Source organism: Citricoccus sp. GCM10030269, from assembly GCF_042665635.1.
Classification (GTDB): Bacteria; Actinomycetota; Actinomycetes; order Actinomycetales; family Micrococcaceae; genus Citricoccus.
Genome location: NZ_JBHTCV010000002.1, coordinates 99,746 through 112,869 on the forward strand (window position 1 = coordinate 99,746; position 13,124 = coordinate 112,869).

General features: G+C 66.0%; 11 protein-coding genes. 3 read left to right on the top strand and 8 right to left on the bottom strand.

Annotated features, from left to right (window positions below; all coding sequences use genetic code 11):
• Positions 1-4: 4 nt before the first annotated feature.
• The 6 genes from ACFQQD_RS03510 to ACFQQD_RS03535 form a co-directional block, all read right to left on the bottom strand.
• Entirely contained in the window at positions 5-982 is a 978-nt protein-coding gene (locus ACFQQD_RS03510; protein WP_378086284.1) for a sugar ABC transporter substrate-binding protein, read from the bottom strand.
• Between the two features lie 62 nt (positions 983-1,044).
• Positions 1,045-2,037, bottom strand: a complete 993-nt coding sequence (locus ACFQQD_RS03515; protein ID WP_378086286.1) for an ABC transporter permease — start codon at positions 2,035-2,037, stop codon at positions 1,045-1,047.
• A gap of 1 nt (position 2,038) precedes the next feature.
• Positions 2,039-3,568 carry a sugar ABC transporter ATP-binding protein gene (locus ACFQQD_RS03520; RefSeq protein ID WP_378086288.1) on the bottom strand — a complete coding sequence of 510 codons (1,530 nt, stop codon included), beginning with the start codon at positions 3,566-3,568 and terminating at the stop codon, positions 2,039-2,041.
• Positions 3,565-4,746, bottom strand: a complete 1,182-nt coding sequence (locus ACFQQD_RS03525; protein WP_378086291.1) for a zinc-binding dehydrogenase — start codon at positions 4,744-4,746, stop codon at positions 3,565-3,567. The genes ACFQQD_RS03520 and ACFQQD_RS03525 overlap by 4 nt, the downstream gene beginning before the upstream one ends.
• Positions 4,743-5,747 carry a transketolase family protein gene (locus ACFQQD_RS03530; RefSeq protein ID WP_378086293.1) on the bottom strand — a complete coding sequence of 335 codons (1,005 nt, stop codon included), beginning with the start codon at positions 5,745-5,747 and terminating at the stop codon, positions 4,743-4,745. Before ACFQQD_RS03530 ends, ACFQQD_RS03525 begins: the two co-directional genes overlap by 4 nt.
• Positions 5,748-5,749: 2 nt before the next feature.
• Complete coding sequence (locus ACFQQD_RS03535) at positions 5,750-6,613, bottom strand: transketolase (RefSeq protein ID WP_378086295.1); 864 nt, start codon at positions 6,611-6,613, stop codon at positions 5,750-5,752.
• Positions 6,614-7,041: 428 nt separating this feature from the next.
• Between ACFQQD_RS03535 and ACFQQD_RS03540 the strand changes: the two genes are divergently transcribed.
• Both ACFQQD_RS03540 and ACFQQD_RS03545 read left to right on the top strand, forming a co-directional pair.
• Positions 7,042-8,571 carry an aldehyde dehydrogenase family protein gene (locus ACFQQD_RS03540; protein ID WP_378086297.1) on the top strand — a complete coding sequence of 510 codons (1,530 nt, stop codon included), beginning with the start codon at positions 7,042-7,044 and terminating at the stop codon, positions 8,569-8,571.
• A 246-nt stretch (positions 8,572-8,817) separates the two neighbouring features.
• Complete coding sequence (locus tag ACFQQD_RS03545) at positions 8,818-10,305, top strand: GntP family permease (protein ID WP_378086299.1); 1,488 nt, start codon at positions 8,818-8,820, stop codon at positions 10,303-10,305.
• On the opposite strand, the gene ACFQQD_RS03550 is transcribed toward ACFQQD_RS03545, so the two are convergent.
• Both ACFQQD_RS03550 and ACFQQD_RS03555 read right to left on the bottom strand, forming a co-directional pair.
• On the bottom strand, positions 10,256-11,596 hold the full coding sequence (locus ACFQQD_RS03550) for an NAD(P)/FAD-dependent oxidoreductase (RefSeq protein WP_378086301.1): 1,341 nt from the start codon (positions 11,594-11,596) through the stop codon (positions 10,256-10,258). The two genes, ACFQQD_RS03545 and ACFQQD_RS03550, sit on opposite strands and share 50 nt — an antisense overlap.
• Before the next feature lie 3 nt (positions 11,597-11,599).
• Entirely contained in the window at positions 11,600-11,929 is a 330-nt protein-coding gene (locus ACFQQD_RS03555) for a 2Fe-2S iron-sulfur cluster-binding protein (RefSeq protein ID WP_378086303.1), read from the bottom strand.
• Between the two features lie 129 nt (positions 11,930-12,058).
• Between ACFQQD_RS03555 and ACFQQD_RS03560 the strand changes: the two genes are divergently transcribed.
• Entirely contained in the window at positions 12,059-13,066 is a 1,008-nt protein-coding gene (locus ACFQQD_RS03560) for a LysR substrate-binding domain-containing protein (protein WP_378086305.1), read from the top strand.
• Positions 13,067-13,124 lie beyond the last annotated feature (58 nt).

A 13,124-nucleotide genomic window follows, 5' to 3' on the forward strand; every position in this document is an offset into this window, starting at 1 on the left:
GACCTCACATCTTCGGTTCGTAGTCGTCGACATTGGTCCGGTCGATCAGCTTGGCGTCGACCTCGACAAAGTTCTCCTCGGGCAGTTCGCCCGTCTCGCGGTAGCTCTCCACTTCCTCGATGGTCATGTCCACGACCTTGGACCAGTCCTGTTGCACGGAGGCATAGAAGGGACCGTCCTTCTTGATCTCGGCGGCCGCGGCACCGAGGGCGTCCACGCCGGTGACGTAGATGTCGTCCTGACCGGACTCGTTGATGGCCTGGACCACTCCGAGTGCCGCATGGTCCCAGCCGGTCCACACGCCGTCGAGGCCGTCCGGATTGGCCTGCAGGTAGTCCGTGACGAACTTCAGCGTCTCCTCCTGGGAGGTGCCCGGGTTCAGGACCTGCTTCATCTCGCCGCCGGCAATGTTGGCGCCCTTCTCTTTCAGCATGTCCACGGCCATCTTGCTGCGGGTCATGATGCCCACGTGCGGATCGTGGCCGACCACCATGACGTCCTTGCCCTCGAGTCCGCCCATGGCCTCGTCGAGGGCGTTGACGCCGAGCTCGGCGATCTGCTCCTGCTTGAAGGTGATGTCCACCGCGAAGTCGTCATTGGGTTCCACACCGCCGTCGATCGAGAAGATCGGGATGTCCTGGGTCTCCGCGGAGTTGACCAGCGGTGCGATCTGCCGTGGATCCGGGAAACCGGCGACGATGACGTCGACGCCCTGCGTGATCGCCGACTGCATGTCGGTGTTGATCTTGTCGTAGTCGAAGTCGCTGGTGTAGAGCGTGATGTCCCAGCCCTTCTCCTTGCCCTTCTCGACGAGTTCGTCGAGGGACTCCTTGCCGGCCGGCGTGCCGTAGCCGGCGGTGAAGGCAGCCACCTTGAAGGTGCCGTCATCGCCACCTCCGGCTCCTGCCTCACCGGAACACCCGGTCAGGGCCAACAGGCTGGCAGCGGCCAGTCCGGCGGTGATCTTCAGTGATGTGCGCATGGTCTTCTCCCTCAGGGGGTCTATGGGCGAATGTGGTGGTCTCTGTGCGATGCGTAGGAGATCTACGAGTGTTTTGACTTGAATGAGGACAGCAGCACGGCGCCGACGATGATGACGCCGGTGAGCACTTGCTGGACGTACGTGTTGACGCCGACGATGTTGAGTCCGTTCTGCAGGACGCCGATGATGCCCACGCCCACCAGGGTCCCGCCGAGGTTGGCCTGGCCGGAGTTGGCGATGGTCATGCCGAGGAACACGGCGGCCACGGCGAGCATCATGTAATCGTTGGCACTGGTGGCGCTGGCGCTGGAGAGCCGACTGACCAGGACGATGCCGCCCAACCCGGAGGCGAGTCCGGCTATGGCGAAGGACCAGAAGACGTTGCTGCGCACGCTGACCCCGGACAATCGGGCCACCTCAGCATTGCCGCCCACGGCGTACCAGCGCCGGCCCACCGTGGTGTAGCGCAGCACCACCCAGACGATCAGTGCCACGATCGCCGCGAAGATCACCGGCATGGGCAGGCCCAACACACGGGCCTGACCGATCCAGAAGAAGGTCTCCGGCATGCCGTAGAGCGTGGTGCCGTCCGTGACGATGAAGCACAAGCCGCCCACCGTGGTCAGGGTCGCGAGGGTGGCCACGATGGCCGAGATGTTCAGGTACGCCACCAGCAGGCCGTTGATCATGCCCACGGCCAGCCCGGCCAGGAGTCCGAGCACGATGGCCAGGGGCACCGGCAGTCCGGAGAGCATCAGGGCGGATGCGGTCGCCCCGGACAGGGTGGCGGCCGCACCGACGGAGAGGTCGATGTGTCCGGTGACCATCACCACCGTCTGAGCCGCGGCGATGATCGTCAGAATGGCCACCTGCGCCAAGACGTTCGTCAGGTTGCCCAGACTGAGGAACGCCGTCGGGCTCAAAACACCGAAGATCACGATGAGGGCCACCAGGGCGATGACGGTGCCGCCCTGCCAGACGAGCTGGATCATGGGAGCGCGCTTCTCCGGGACTGCGGCCGCGGAGACGGTCTCGGGAGTCGTTGAGGTCGCCATGTCAGGCATTCCTTCCGTAGCAGTAGGAGAGCAGGACCTCTTCGTCAGCTCCCTCGGCGGGCACCTCACCGGAGATGCGCCCTTCGTGCATGATGAGAATCCGGTCGGAGAGCCCGATCAGTTCGGGAAGCTCGGAGCTCACGGCGATCACCGTGGTGCCCTGCGCCGCCAGTTCCCGGATGAGCCGATAGATCTCGGCCTTGGTCCCGACGTCGATGCCTCGCGTCGGTTCGTCCAGCAGCAGGACCTGGGGATCGCGGGCCAGCATCTTGGCGAGCACGACCTTCTGTTGGTTGCCGCCAGAGAGCAGACCGACGTGCTGGCGCGGCCCCCGAGCCTTGATGCGCAGGTTCTCCATTCCCCGCCGGGCCAGTTCCGTCACCCGGCGTGAGGACACCCAGCCCCCGGAACTCACCTTCTGGAGGTTGGCCACGGCGATGTTGTCCTGGATGGAGGCGCCCAGGGTCACGCCCTGACTTCGACGTTCCTCCGGCACCAACACCATGCCGGCGTCCAGGACCGCCCCTACGCCGCCGGTCGCGGGCAATTGCCGTCCGTCCACGCTGATGGAGCCGGACGTGTGCTTCTGAGCCCCGGCCAACAACCGCAACAGTTCACTGCGCCCCGAACCGGCCAGGCCGCCGACGCCGAGGACCTCACCGGCGTGTGCGGTGAACGAGACGTCCTTCACTCGCCGGCCCGTCAATGACTCGATCTGGACCACCGGCCGGTCCGTAGCGGTGCCCCGGTCCGGGAACATCGCCCCCTGGGAGCCACCGACCATGGTCGAGATGACCTGGTCGATCGTGGTCTCGCCGACATCCTGGGTCGTGATGGTGGAGCCGTTGCGCATGATGGTCACGCGGTCGCACAGTTCGAAGACCTCTTCCAGACGATGGGATACGTAGACGATGCCCACGCCCTCGGCCCGCAGGCTCCGCAGCACGGCGAACAGGTCCTGGATCTCGGTGTCCGTGAGCGAGGCCGTCGGTTCGTCGAGAATCAGCACCCGAGCGTCAGCGGCGAGCGCTCGGGCCACGGCCACCATGGTCTGCTGGACGGGCGAGAGCCGCCCGGCGAGCCTGCGGACCGGAATGCGCTGATTGAGCCGGTCCAGGTGCCGCTGCGCTTCTCGGCGAATATCGGCCCAACGAACGAACCCGCCCGAGTTCGGCGTGGTGTCGCCCAGCAGGATGTTCTCGGCCACGCTGATCGTCGGAATGATGGAGAGCTCTTGATAGAGGGCGACCACGCCGGCGTGGTTCGCGTCCCGCACCCCGCTGAACTTCACCGGCTCGCCGTCGGACTCGACGGTGCCGGCGTCGGGCCGGTGTACTCCGGTGAGAACCTTGATCAGGGTGGACTTGCCCGCCCCGTTCTCCCCCAGCAGCGCGTGAATCTCCCCGGGCCTCACCTCGATCCGGGCCTCGGTCAGGGCCGCCACGCCATCGAAATGCTTGGAGATTCCCTCGGCTCGCAGGGCGAGTCGGTCGGCCGGCGGCGCGAGCGGATCAGCCGTGGCGGTACTCATCGGTTCCTCGCCGGTTCTGCTGCCTCGGTCCCGCCCTGCGAGAGCCGATTGCAGCGGATGACGACCTTCGGATACGTCCCGCTGAGGTGGGTCTCGAAGGCCTCGGGGGCGTCCTCGAAGTCGAAGACCGACTGCAGGAAGGGTTCCAGATCCAGGTCCTCCAGAATCCGCACCGCCCGCGGAAAGGTGTACGGGGAGACGAAGACACCCGTGAGGGTCAGTTCCTTGCGGTAGAGGTAATCCGACAGATTCAGCGGCAGCTCGTAGTCCTCGGGATACATGGCACCGTAGACGACCATCCCACCCGGTGCCGCGATGTCCAGCAGTCCCGCCACGGCATGACGGGACCCCGAGGCATCGATCACGACGTCGAAACCGGCTCCCCCGGTGATCTCACCGGCGCGGTCAGCCAGGGACTCGTTGACCGGGTCCACCACGTGCCGGGCCCCGAAACGCTGGCCCAGCTCACGCCGGTCGGCGATCGGCTCGATCAGCGTCAGGGAGGACGCACCGTAGCGCCGCATCACCTGCAGGGTGAGCTGACCGATGGGGCCGCCGCCACAGATGGCCACCCGGTCCCCCGGGCGAACGCGCGTCTTGTCCGCGATCCGCACGGCGACCGACGTCGGCTCCAGCAGGCAACCCTGCAGCAGCGAGACGTCCTCGGGCAACCGGTACACCTGCGACTCATGCCAGACCACGGAACGGGCCATGCCCGGCCGGTTGTACTCGCCCGCGTGCTCGCAGAACTGCTGACGGCCGTCTTGGCACGGCGCGCAGGATCCGCAGAAGCGGATGAAGTTCCCGGACACCCGGTCCCCCACGGCCAGATCGGTGCGTTTCACACCGGGGCCGAGCTCGGCGATGACCCCGGAGATCTCGTGGCCCAGCCCGATCGGCACATCCGTGCCGAAGAACCCTTCGGCCAAGTGTGGATCGGAGCCACAGATCGCGGCGTAGGCCACGGTGATCCGGACATCCTCCGGGCCCAGCTCATGGGCCGGGAAGGTGACGATGCCGACCTCCCCGCGCTGGCCGGCGTCGGACGCCCTCAGGTTGCCGATCCGCGTGATGGCGACGGTCTCCACGTCCCGGGAGGGATTCCCGGCCGGTGTGGTCACGGTGGACTCGGTGGACGCTGTGGGTGCTGCGGTCTCTGCAGACGTCGTGCTCGTCATGACGTGGGTCCTTTCGTGCCGCTCGCGCCGCGTGCTCCGACGACGGCCAGGGCGGCATCCACGGTGGCGGAGAGGCCGTAGCCATGCTTGTCCCGCAGTTCCGTGTCCTCGCCGAAGCCGGCGAAGACCTGGGGAATGCCCAAACGACGAAAGCCCTCGAGCCGGATGCCGCGGTCCGCGATGACGTCGGAGATCTGCGAGGCCAGTCCTCCGTAGGCGAGGTGGTCCTCGACCACCACGAAGCGGCCGGTGTCCTCGGCGCAGCGCTGGATCAGGTCCTGGTCGATCGGCTTGAGCGTGAACATGTCCACCACGCGGGCCTCGACGCCGTGCTCCGCGGACAGCAGTTCTGCGGATTCCAAGGCCTGGGCCACGGTCTCTCCATGGGCGAACAAGGTCAGGTCCGTGCCCTCACGGGCGGTGATGCCCTTGCCGATCTCCACGTTGACGCTGCCGGGTTCGTAGACGACCTTGTCCTTCTTGCCGACGGCCAGGCGGATATACAGCGGTCCGGTCATGGACATGGACTGACGCAGCACCTCTCCCACCATCAGCGGGTCACCGATGGAGGTGACGGTCATGTTGACAAGTGACGTCATCAGTCCGAGGTCCTCCACGGCGTAGTGGGTCGAACCGCCGTTGCCGACGAGTCCTCCGTGGGTGCCGACGATCTTGACCGGCAGGTTCGGATAGCAGATGTCCGAGCGAACCTGCTCCAGGGCACGCATGCTCAAGAACGGCAGCATGCCCGACACCACGGGGATATTGCCCTCGTTGGCCAGCCCGGCCGAGATGCCGACGCAGGCCTGCTCGGACAGTCCGACGTCCACGAACCGGTCCGGAAAGGTGTCCCGGAACTCGACCAGGGTCGCACCGATGTCCGGGGTGAGGACCCACAGATTGTCATGGGTCTCGCCCAGCTCTTTCAGCGTCTGTCCGATCACGGTGCGGGAAGAGAGCATCTCCCCGAAGGTGAAGGAGGTGACTTCAGTCGCGGTCATGCTCAGGCCGCCTTTCGTCCGTCGGCCAGCGCGGTCAGGGCGCGCTGGAGGTCTTGCTCATTGAGGGATCCGGCGTGCCAGGCCAGGTTCCGTTCCATGAAGTCCACGCCCTTGCCCTTGATCGTGTCGCAGATGATGACCGTGGGCACGGTGGAGTCCGGAGCGGGCAGGGAGTCGAAGGCGTTCACCAGCGCACCCATGTCATGACCGTCGACTTCGATGACGTTCCAGCCGAAGGCGCGCCACTTGTCCGGATATGGCTCCAGCCGCACACGCTCCTCGGAGAAGCTGGTCATCAGTTGGCGGTTGCGGTCGATGAAGGCGACGAGGTTGCCCAGGTCGTTGCTGTACGCGGCTAGTGCGGCCTCCCAGACCGAGCCCTCACCTGTTTCGCCATCGCCCATCAGGGTGAAGACGCGGTGATCCATGCCGTTGCGACGTCCGTGCAGCGCCATGCCGGTGGCCAGCGGCAGTCCGTGGCCCAGCGAGCCGGTGGAGACCTCGACGCCGGGAAGCTGGACCTTGCAGGGGTGCATACCGTAGGCGGAGTCGAGCCGTCCATAGGTGCGGACGATGTCGTCGTAGTCGAGGAAGCCCCGCATGGACATGGCGATGTACATGCACACGGCGGCGTGGCCCTTGCTGAGGACGAAGCGGTCGCGCTCGGGGTTCCGGAGATCCTGAGGATCAACATGCATGCCGTATTGGAACAACAATGTGAGTATGTCGGCGCAGGAAAGGTCTCCACCAATATGCACTGAACCGTCATACTCGCCGCACAGACGCAGCAGCTTCTCGCGGAGCTCGTAGGACAGGTCCTCGAGTTCGGCCACAGTGGCCTCGGGCCGGGTAATGGTTTCTGCCACCTGATCCCCCAGGGAGTTCGATGTCGTTCGATCATTCCGGCGAGTTCGCTGGAATGTGAGCTATGTCACCGACTGACTCTAGGTCCTCCCGTGGTCGCCGTAAAGGGACACTTCAATCATTTCTGCGCAAAATTTCTCGATGCCGCCCTGACCTGGGATGACATGGCACAATCGCGGAGAATCTCCCACACTGGGGCGCCGTGTTGGGTCGCGAACACCTGCGCGACGTCATGGTGGGCGTTCACCACGTCATCGTCCTTGACGCGCCCGATCGGCTTTGATTGACTTTGATCGAGGTGATTTAGATCACGGATGCCTCCATCCGTGCACCACGGCACACCGTCTCACCACGGAAAATCGTTGCTGCGGTCGTTCTTTTTCTATTTCGCTCGTTTGTCGCCGCATTTCTCATCCCTGAAAGAGGCATCATGACCGATACCAGTACCCCCACTCAGCACGAGGATCAGCAGCTCAAGGATCCGGTCAGCACGCCGTTGTACTACGGCGGACAAGAGCACCAGACGGACCAGAAGCTGACCATCACCAATCCGGCCAAGCCGTCCGAGGTGGTCGGAGAAGCCGCCGCAGCCACCCGCGATCAGGCCCTGGCCGCCGTCGCTGCCGCCAAGGAGGCCTTCCCGGGATGGGCTGCCCGGTCCGCGGCCGAGCGGGCCGAGCTGCTCACCGAGGCCGCCGGCACCGTGATGGTCGATTCCGAGCGAGAAGCGGCGATCCTGTCCGCAGAGAACGGCAAGGTCATCGGCGAATCGACCTTCGACCTGGTGGGACTGGTGCAGCGCACTGAACTGGCGGTCGGCCTGGTCGACCAGGTCGAGGCCACCGAAACCCTCCCCGGCCCGCCGACTGAAGTGGTGGTCTCTCACCAGCCCATGGGCGTGGTCACCATCATCGTGCCGTTCAACTGGCCGGTGGCCATCATGGGGGCCTCCTTGCCCTACGCTCTGATGGCCGGGAACACCGTGGTGGTCAAGCCGCCGCCATCCTGCCCGCTGGCCACCACCCGCGCCGTGCAGCGGTATGCGGAGAAGCTGCCGGCCGGCGTGCTCAATGTGGTGACGGGCGAGGACGCCGAGATCGGCTCCGCCCTGGTGTCCAATGAGGACGTGGCCAAGGTGTGCTTCACCGGCTCCGTCGGCGGCGGCAAGAAGATCATGTCCATGGCCTCCGAGTCTCTGACGGGCGTCACACTGGAACTCGGCGGCAATGACGGCGTGCTCATTCTGGAAGACGCCGAGTTCACCGAGCAGAACATGGATCTGCTGTTCGCCGGCGTCTACGGGTCCACCGGCCAGATCTGCATGAACGCCAAGCGGATCTACGTCCACTCGTCCAAGAAGGATGAGCTGGTCGCCGAACTGACCAAGCGCCTGGAGGCGACCCAGCTCGGCCCGGCGTCCGATCCGGCCACCACCATGGGTCCGTTCCACCAGAAGGCCCAGCTCGCGTTCGTCCAGGAGCTGGTCCAGGAGGCCAAGGACTCCGGTGCGGACGTCCGCGAATTCGGAGAACTCCCGGGCGGCGAATGGGCCGAGGGTTACTTCATCCGACCTTCGCTCATCCTGGATCCGGATCCCTCCCTGCGCGTGGTGACTCAGGAGCAGTTCGGCCCCACCATCCCGATCATCACGTTCGAGGACGTCGAGGAGGGCATCCGACTGGTCAACGACTCCCCCTTCGGCCTGTGCAACTCCGTGTGGACCGCCAACGAGGACACCGCTCGCCGCGTCGGGGCCCGACTGCAGGCCGGCTACGTCTTCCACAACACCCACGGCGCTCCGATGCTGGACCAGCGCGCGCCGTTCGGTGGCATCAAGCAGTCCGGCATCGGCCGGGAGATGGGCATCTGGGGCCTGCGAGAGTTCCAGGAGCCCCACGCTCTGGGCATCGAGAAGGCTGAGCCGTCCGCGGAGGACGCCGACGCCCCGCCGGTCGGCTAAGGCCGCCCTCCACCCCCACCCAACGCACTTTGCGGGCAGAACGAACCGGTTCGTTCTGCCCGCAAAGTGCTGTGTGGGGTGGGCCGGGAGCCGGGGTCGGGTCGGGGTCGGGGTCGGCGCACTACTGGTCTCTCTGGTGACCTTTGTGTCGCAGATCACCCGATTGCTATGGTCGGCGGGTTAGAGCAAGGCCCATTCGTCTTTGAACGCCGAATGATGGCTCCTCCCCGTTCGGAAGGTCACTCCGTGGTCGCCCTTCACACCCTCATCGCGATCCTGGTGGTCGTGGTGCTCATCATCCCTCTCAAGGTCGACCCCGTCATCAGCCTGGTCCTCGGGTCTTTGTATCTGGGCATTGCCTCCGGAGTGGGACTGGCCGGGACCGTCGAAGCCATCACCACGGGATTCGGCGACATCATGGTCGAGGTAGGCCTGCTCATCGGCTTCGGCGTGTTGATCGGCGCACAGTTGCATGCCAGTGGTGCCTTCAGCCGGCTCGTACAGGTCCTGGTGCGGGCCGTCGGCACCCATCGGATGCCGTACTCCATGGCTGCCCTGCTGTCCGTGGTGATGCCCTCGATCTACGTGGACGTGCAAGTGGTGCTGGCGGCACCCGTCGCGCGGTCCGCCGCCCCGAAGATCGGCAAGCACGGTCTGCCCTTGATGGCAGCGGCACTCGCCACGGGCATCTTCTCGGGCTACGTGTTCGTGATTCCCGGCCTGTCAGCCATCTCGATCGCCGGGCTGATGAAAATCCCACTCGGCAACTGGCTCATTTTCGGCTTGGTCCTGGGTCTGCTCACGGCTCTTCTCACCACACTCGTGATGCGCCTGGTCCTCCGGACCAACTACTGGAATCCCGCCACCGACGAGGGAACGGCGCCCGCGACGGAACTGGAAGAGGCCCGAGCGCGCGAGGCGCACGCCGCTGCCGACAGCCGCGACACCACCGCTTCGAGCGGCCACATTCCCTCCAGCGGCTCCGGCGACTCGGGCGGCTCCAGCGGCACCGGCGGCACCACGCAGACGGCCGGCACGGCCCGTTCCGGGGCCTCGGTCGCTGCGGAACGTGAGACACCGCTGGCGGTGCTGTTCCTCCCCATTATCGTGCCGCTCGTGTTGATCGCCTTCGGCGCGTTCGCGAACCTGTTCGAGTTCACCAACCCGGTGATCGAGTTCCTCGGTGACGCCAATATCGCCCTGTTCATCGGCCTGCTCGGCGCCTACGTCATCTCCCGCGTCACGAACGGCACCGACAACACCAACAACGCCCTGCAGTCGGGATTTCACACCACGGGCGAAATCCTGCTCATCACCGGCGTGGGCGGTTCCCTCGGTGCCGTGATCGGCGAGTCCGGGCTCGACCAAGTGCTCGCGGGGATGTTCACGGCAGACGAGAGCATGCCGACCATCCTCATCATCGTGTTGGCCTGGTTCGTGGCCGCACTGTTGCACCTGGCCATCGGATCGGTCTCGGTCGCGGCGATCGCCGCGGCTGGCATTATCGCGCCCGTCATGGGGGCGGTGGACGTCAGCCCTATCGCCATGGGCTTGGCCATCGCCTCGGGAGCGATGTTCGCGCTTCAGGTGAACAGCAACTTCTTCTGGATGTTCAATTCGTTGCTGGGACTCACCACGAAGGGAACGCTCAAGACGTTGACGATGGCCACGTCGATCTCCTCCGTCATCTCACTGCCGATGGTCGTGGTGCTGGCTCTGCTGCTTCCTGTGTAGCGACCCGCGGGAGGGGCGCCTCCGCACGGCTCTTGTACGCCGCGCGCAGGGAGAAACCCTCGGCCAGCGCCTCGTCCCGGCTGATCTGGATTCCGGCCGCCAGGATCTTCCGGGCGGACAGGTGATCCGCCGGCTTGTTGACGGACTCGACGGCGGCCAAGATCCCGTCCCGGAAGCACAGCACGGAGAAGGACGCCCCGTCCTGGTCGCCGAGCACGATCGTCTCGTCGTCAGGCCGGACGATGTTGGCCATCTGCAACCGAAACGCCCCTTGGGTGGACCAGAACCACGGCAGCTCCCGGTACGGCTCGTCCGCACCCAGGATCACCCGAGCCACATGGCGGGCCTGGTCCGTCGCGTTCTGCACCGACTCCAGTCGGAACGGGCCTCCGGCGTGCTCACAGGGGAAGTTCGCGCAGTCACCGATCGCGTAAACGTCCGGATCCGCGGTACGCAGGTTCGCGTCCACCACGATCCCATTCGCCACGTCCAGTCCGGCCGCCGCGGCCAGCTGGTCGTTGGGTTGGACCCCGACGCCGGTCACCACCAGATCTGCCGGGTACCGTTCCCCGGTGGTCGAGACGGCAAACCCGACCCGGCCGTCGTCGCCGGGCTCGAGCGCGGCGATCCCCTCATTCACGCGTAGATCCACTCCGGCCTGACGGTGAGCCTGGGCGAACCAATCACCGAGCAGGGCAGTCACCGCTCGGCCCATCGGGCGCGGGGCGAACTCCAGGACGGTGACCTGGCACCCCCTGGCCAGGGCCGCCGTCGCGAATTCCAGGCCGATGAACCCGGCCCCGATGACCACGACGTTGCGGGCGGAGCCGAGTGCCGCGCCCAACGCCTCCGCATCCCGCAAAGTCCGCAACCCGTGAACCCCGGGCAATTCCATGCCCGGCGTGGGCAGCTCTCGATTCCGAGCCCCGGTGGCCAGGATCAGCGTCCCGTACGACAGCGACGTTCCATCGGCGAGCCGGACACGGTGGGACGCGCGGTCGATGGATACGGCGGCGGTAGCGGTCAGCAGGGTGATGTTCTGGTCCGTGAAGAAGGAGGGACCACGCAGGGGCAACGGAGCAGGCCGGGCGCCGCCGTCGTCGTCGGGCTTCTGGGCGGAGCCCTTCAAGTAGTCCTTGGACAAGGGCGGCCGCTGGTACGGCTGGCCCGGTTCATCGGCGACGATGGTGATCGGCCCGCCGAATCCGCCCGAGCGCAGGGAATCCGCTGCTTGTATCCCCGCCTGGCCGCCACCGATGATGACCACGGAGTCGGTCTCGAACGTGCTCATGGCTCAGACCTGCTCCGGCGGAACGTCGACCTCGATACTCTCCAGCTCGGCCGCTCCCACCTCGATCTGGCATCCCAACCGACTCCGCCGCTCATCGCGTTCCGAGGCGGTGACCTCGAGCATCTCCTCCTCGTCCTCGGAGATCTCCGGCATGGCCTCCAGAAACTCCTCCCGGACGTAGACGTGGCAGGTCGCGCACATGGCCTGCCCTCCGCATTCGCCCACGATCCCGTTGACCCCGTTCTTCAAGGCGGCCTGCATAATGCGCTCTGGGTGTTCGAGCTGGACCTGCTGGCTGGTGCCGTCGGGCTGGTGGTACGTAATCGTCGGCATGGATCTCCTGGGGACGTGGTGGCGCTCGTGACAAGCGAACGGATGAGTGCTGCCTTCCAGCGTGTGCTGGACATCACATCGGCGCAAGAGGGAGGATTAGGTGATGATGATCGATTCAGTCGATAAAGCGTGACGACGGCGCCCATGTCCCTGCCCTTCACTTTGCGCCAACTCGAGATTTTCGACGCCGTGGTCCGCACGGGTTCGCTCTCAGCCGCGGCCCGGGAGCTGACCACGGTGCAGTCCTCGGTGTCCTCCGCCATCGATGAACTCGAGCGCCACGTCGGTCAGCGCATCCTCGTCCGCCGGAAGGCCCAGGGGGCGTGGCCGACGGCTGCCGGGCGGCAACTGCACCGGGAGGCGGCCATCGTGCTGCGCACCGCGCATGAGGCCGCACGGATCCTCCAGGAACGCGATGGTCAACTTCGAGGACCGCTGACCATCGGCGTCTATCAGACCCTGGCGCCGTACATCCTGCCGCTGATTCTGGGCGACTTCGCCGAGGCGCACCCTCTCATCGAGCTCGATTTCGTGGAGGTGCGCCACGCGGAACTGACGGCCGGACTCACTTCCGGTGCCATCGACGTCGGATTCACCTACCCGCACGAAATGCCCGGGGTCATCGCCCACCGTGCGGTACTGGAGACCCAGCCCCGTGCCCTGCTGCCGGCGCATCATCGATGGGCACAGCAGAAGACCGTGACGGTGGAGGACCTCGCCGAGGAGCCGCTGATCCTCCTGGGCGACGCCCCGAGCAAGGCCAGCACTCTGGATCTGTTCGGCATCACCGAAGACGATCCGCGCATCAAGGCGGTGACCTCCTCGATCGTGCTCACTCGAGCTCTGGTGGGCCGCGGGCTGGGCGTGGCGACACTGGTTCAGCCCGACGCCTCGCCATGGACGGTGGACGGCCAGCCCGTCGTGGAGGTGCCGCTGGCCGTCAGCGCCGATCGATCCCGCGTCCACGTAGCCTGGCTGCGGCCCGCGGAACGACGGCGGCCTCCCCGCCGGATCACCGAACTGGTCGCCTTCGTCGAAGAACGGCTTCCGGCACACATCGGTCGGATCGATGAGCGGCGCCTGATGCTGTCGCACGGCGCGGACCCCGCCACCGTTGCCCCGAAGAGTGACCCGTGACACAATCAGTTGCAATTGCAACTCCTGTCGTGCCCCCTCCCGTGAAGGAGCGAACCCC